This window comes from Phyllobacterium sp. (assembly GCF_037994425.1).
GTDB lineage: Bacteria > Pseudomonadota > Alphaproteobacteria > Rhizobiales > Rhizobiaceae > Phyllobacterium.
This window is the reverse complement of sequence record NZ_JBBNAM010000279.1, coordinates 1-5,459: the sequence shown is the minus strand read 5'-3', so window position 1 is coordinate 5,459 and position 5,459 is coordinate 1. Positions and strand designations below refer to the sequence as shown.

Annotated in this window: 3 protein-coding genes; all 3 read left to right on the top strand. The window is 55.3% G+C overall.

What is annotated here, in order from left to right; all coding sequences use genetic code 11:
• A partial coding sequence (locus AAAB35_RS19205; RefSeq protein ID WP_340669882.1) for an AAA family ATPase occupies positions 1 to 4,710 on the top strand: 4,710 nt, incomplete at its 5' end.
• A 7-nt stretch (positions 4,711 to 4,717) separates the two neighbouring features.
• The gene (locus AAAB35_RS19200) at positions 4,718 to 5,092 is read left to right on the top strand and encodes a response regulator (RefSeq protein ID WP_340669881.1); all 375 of its coding nucleotides are present in this window, start codon (positions 4,718 to 4,720) and stop codon (positions 5,090 to 5,092) included.
• Between the two features lie 71 nt (positions 5,093 to 5,163).
• The coding region (locus tag AAAB35_RS19195; protein WP_340669880.1) for a response regulator at positions 5,164 to 5,459 on the top strand (296 nt) is incomplete at its 3' end.

Genomic DNA, 5,459 nt, shown 5'->3' with positions numbered 1-5,459 from the left:
ATCGACGATTTTCTCGTCGGCCAGAACGATGTCTCAGATCAGCTGCTGATACCCGAGAAGCTTTATGGCCGGGAGGCCGAGATTGCAGTTCTGCTCGCAGCTGCCAGGCGGTCCATGGTCGACGGCGCGTGTGAGCTGGTGCTTGTGTCGGGTTATGCCGGTATCGGAAAGTCTTCCATCGTCAATGAACTACACAAGGTGCTGGTGCCGCAACGCGCTCTCTTTGCTGTCGGCAAATTCGACCAGTATAAGCGCAATATTCCTTACGCAACGCTAGCCCAGGCGTTTCAGGGACTTGTTCGCCAACTGCTCAGTAAAAGCGACGCGGAACTGGCGGGGTGGCGCAAAGAGCTGTTGGCGGCTTTGAGTCCAAACGGGCAACTCATGGTCTACCTGATACCAGAACTTGCTATCATCCTCGGCGAGCAGCCTCCTATACCTCCGGTTGATCCACAAACCGCACAGGCTCGCTTCCATCTGGTATTCCGTAACTTCCTGGGCGTCTTTGCCAAGCCCGAACATCCGCTTGTGATCTTTATCGACGATCTTCAATGGCTGGATACGGCAACGCTGGATCTGCTGGAGCGCCTGATCACAGATCCGCATGCACATCACTTGATGATCATCGGGGCCTATCGTGACAACGAGGTTGGCGAGGAACATCCGTTATCCAATACGCTCACATCAATTCGCCATTCACGAGGAGCAATTTCCGAAATCAAGCTTGGTCCGTTGAAGGCCGCTCATTTGGCACAGCTGTGTGCCGACGCTCTTGTTGCGGACACTCAAAAGACGCGCCCGCTGGCAAAGCTGTTGCTTGAGAAGACGGGAGGCAATCCGTTCTTCGCGATTCAATTCATCACGGCCCTGGCTGACGAGCGGCTGATTACATTCGATCCCGAAAGCTCAAGCTGGCATTGGGACATCCGTCTGATCCGCGCCAAGGGCATCACCGATAATGTGGCTCAGCTGATGTCGGCAAAGCTCAATCGTTTTCCATTCGCAACCCAGAAGGCATTGGGATTGCTGGCGTGTCTCGGGAGCGCTGCAAATGAAGGGATGCTCGCACGCGTTTTGGAAAAGTCGGACGACCAGGTTCGCGCAACATTCAAAGATGCCGTTCAGGCTGGACTGCTCTTCCACGCAGGTAGCACCTTTGCCTTTACGCACGACCGCGTTCAGGAAGCCAGCTATGCATTGATCCCGCACGCCGATCGCGACGCCGCGCATGTTCGGATCGGCAGGATCTTGCTGTCTGAGACGCCATCCGCCGAGCTCGAGGACAATATTTTCGAGATAGTTAGTCAGTTCAATAGATCCGGTAATGCCATCAATAGCCCATCCGAACGCGAGCGAGTGGCGGATTTGAATTTGATCGCTGGAAAGCGCGCCAAATCTTCTGGCGCTTATGCCTCTGCGCAAACCTATTTTGCCACCGGCCGTGCGTTGCTGGGCCGTGATAGCTGGGAGCACCAGTACGAGTTGACGCTTGACCTCGAATTGCAGCAGGCAGAATGCGAGATCGTAGGAGGAGAACTGGTTACGGCAGAGCAACGGCTCGCCGCTCTCTTTGAACACACACGCGGTCTGACCGACCAGGCCAACGCTGTTTGCCTATCCCTTTTGCTATACTTCACCACCGGCAGGAATGAGCGCGCCGTCGAGGTTGCGCTGGAATTTCTCTCGCGCGTGGGCATCATGTGGTCATCACGGCCCGGTGAGGCAGAAGTGCGCCAAGAATATCTTGAGATGCACCGCCAGCTGGCACTGCGTCCCATTGAAGATCTGATCGAGCTGCCCGCTATGAGCGATCCCAATTGTATCGCCACAATGTCGGTGCTGATGGAGCTTTTTCCCGCAGCATACGCGGTAGACAGGTACCTTTTGGAACTCGTGCTTTTGCGCATGACCAACCTCAGTCTCGAGCACGGCAATTGTGAGAGCTCGAGTGTAGCCTATTCCGCGCTGAACATGGCGCTTGGTTCGCATTTCAATGACTACACGACCGCTCACAGTCTCGGAAAACTTGGGTGTCAGCTGGTGCAGCGCCGCGGTGCGGACCGCTACAAGGCCCGCGTTTATTCCTGCTTTGCCGCATTCACGATGCCCTGGATCGAGCACCTGCCATTATGCCAGCCAATGATGACGCATGCCTTTGAGGTCGGTAAATCCATGGGCGATATGGCCTTCGCCGCATACAATGCCAGAAATCTGATCACGCACCTTCTGGTTTCCGGTGCGCCGCTGGGCGAGGTGCAGCGGGAAGCCGATCAAATATTTACTTTCGCCAAGGGGCTGCAGCTCGGTCTTCCGGCAGAGCGTTTCATAGGACAGCTCGGTTTGGTCAAAATGCTTCGTGGTATACCCACCGAATACACGCCCGCCGACGAAGAATGGGGCCGTCAGAATGTCGAGGGCGCGCCCGGGCTGGCCATGATGGTGTGTTATCATTGGGTATTCAGGCTGCAGGAACGATATTTCGCGGCCGATATTCCGGCAGCGTTGGAAGCGGCCGCCCACGTACGTGGGGTCGAATGGACGATGCGGTCGTCGATCGAGGAGGCGGAATACAACTTCTATGCCGCGCTCGCATGCGCTGCCGCAATTGATACAGCCTCCAAGGAGCAACGAGACAGCCATTTGCAGTCTCTGTCCGAACACTATGAAAGGATCGATATCTGGGCCGAAAACTGCCCGGAAAATTTCGCCAATCGCAGAGCATTGATAGCTGCGGAAATTGCGCGGATTGACGGGAAGGACCTCGAAGCCCAGAAGCTTTACGAGGAAGCCGTACGTCTGGCGCGCGTGCACGGCTTTGTACACAACGAGGGGCTGGCAAACGAGCTGGCGGGCCAGTTCTACGCAGAGCGCGGCCTGGACACCGTCGCCTATGCCTACCTTTCCAATGCACGCGACTGCTATGAGCGGTGGGGTGGATTGGCCAAAGTCAAACAACTTGACATGCGTTACCCGGATCTGCCCGCACGCGCCTTGCGCGTATCCACAACCACAACGATTGACACGCCCGTCACGCAACTTGATGTCGCAACCGTGGACAAAGCTTCGCAAACCCTCTCGAGCGAGATGATTTTGCCGAGTTTGCTCGAAAAGCTGATGCGCCTTGCGGTGGAGCACGCGGGAGCGGAGCGCGGCCTGCTTATTCTATTGGACGCAGATGAGCCTCATATCGAAGCGAAAGCGACGACCAGTCGCGGCCGGGTCGAAGTCACTGTTCAAAAGCTTCCGGTAACGCCCTCTGATCTCGCGCAATCGGCGCTCCAGTACGTGTTGCGGACGCGTGAACGTCTCGTGCTCAATGATGCGTCGACCGAAGCACTCAATTTTGAAGACGAGTATCTCCTCCAGAACCGACCCAGATCGGTACTTTGCCTTCCTATCTTCAAGCAGACGAAGGTGATCGGGGCGCTCTATCTGGAGAACAATTTGACCACATCCGTATTCACCTCAGACCGCGTAGCGGTACTTGATTTTCTCGCATCCCAGGCAGCGATCTGGCTGGAAAATGCCCGGCTTTACTCCGACCTGCGGCGAAGCGAAGCCTGGCTGCGCGAGGCGCAGCATCTCAGTCTGACCGGGAGCTTCTACTGGCGTGTGGACCTGGACACTGTCGAGTTCTCGGAGCAAACCTTTCGCATTTACGAGCTTGACCCGAGCGTAACCGTAACGAGTGCATTGATCGCCTCCCGTATCCACCCTGAAGACCTTCCGCTTGTCCAGGAAATGGTCGATATCGCGCGAGGACCCGGAACTGACCTTGACTACGTTTACAGGGCGCGCATGCCAGACAAGTCGGTAAAGCACCTCCACCTTGTCGCCCACGGGACCCGCGACAAGGATGGTCAGCTGGCCTATATCGGTTCAATCCAGGACGTCACCCGAGCGTACCAGACAGAGGAGGCCCTCGGGAAAGCGCGGTCCGAGCTCGCCCATGTGGCTCGCATTACGACTCTTGGCGTCCTGACCGCCTCCATCGCGCACGAAGTCAACCAACCTCTTACGGGCATCGTGACCAATGCAAGCACATGTCTTCGGATGCTGGCCGCCGATCCTCCAAACCTCGAAGGTGCACGTAGAACAGCTGAACGCTCGATCAGAGACGGACACCGTGCGGGTGACGTGATCAAGCGATTGCGCTCACTCTTTGGAAATAAGGACACCACGACCGAATTCGTCGATCTGAATGAAGCGGCACGAGAAGTAATCGCGCTTTCATCCAGCGAACTTCAGCGCAACCGCGTGAACGTCCAAACTGATCTGGACGGTGGTTTGCCTCTTGTCATGGGTGATCGCGTTCAGCTCCAGCAGGTCATATTGAACCTGATCCTTAATGCGTCCGACGCGATGAGTGATGTTCAGGATCGTTCGAGGAGATTGTTGGTTCGAACCGAACTCGACGAAGAGGGCGGCGTGCGCCTTTCGGTGCAGGATACGGGCACCGGTCTTGATCCTCAAAGTGTGGAACGACTTTTCGAAGCTTTCTACACAACCAAGGATGGAGGTATGGGAATGGGATTATCCGTCAGTCGCTACATCATCGAAAGCCATCGTGGCCGCCTTTGGGCCAGGTCAAATGACGATTATGGATCTAGCTTCTTTTTCAGGATTCCCCAAGCAACTGACACACTGGCGTCCGACCACAATCTGGGTTCCATCCAATCTTCTTCTTTAACGCATACTGAACCGAAATAAGGCATCGATGATGACCAAACGTACCCTTGTCTCGATTATCGATGATGATCAATCTGTGCGTGAATCGCTGCCAGACCTCTTGGAAGCACTTGGCTTCGCAGTCCAGGCGTTCTCGTCGGGCGAAGGATTTCTGGCATCCCCTTGGGTTGACAAAACCGAGTGCCTCATTCTCGACATCGCCATGCCGGGCATGTCCGGTCCCGAGGTCCAACAGATATTGAAGCGACGTGGTTCGAAGATTCCCATTATTTTCATCACCGCTCATGGTGATGACGCGGTTCGTCCGCAAATGCTGAAACTCGGCGCGGTGGAATGTCTGTTCAAACCATTCAGTGACACGGCGCTTCTTGGTGCGATCAATGCCGCTTTGCGACAGGAATGATGATGAACATGTTGCGGAAACCTGTCAGGCATGTTGATATCGGTTACAGCGAGGGCTTGGGGACATTGTCAATGTCCGATATCGTACCAACCGTATATATTGTTGATGATGACATTTCGGTGCGTGAATCGCTCGAGGAATTGGTCAGGCATGAAGGTTGGCAGCCTCAAACATTTGCATCAGCAGAATCGTTCCTCTGGCACCCCAAAATGGCTACTCCAAGTTGCCTCATCCTTGACGTTAATCTGCCGGACCTTAGCGGTTTGGATCTACAGAAGCGCGTTGCGTTGGATGAAATCGACATTCCCATAATATTCATCACCGGCTTTGGCGACATTCCGATGTCTGTCCAGGCCATGAAAGCAGG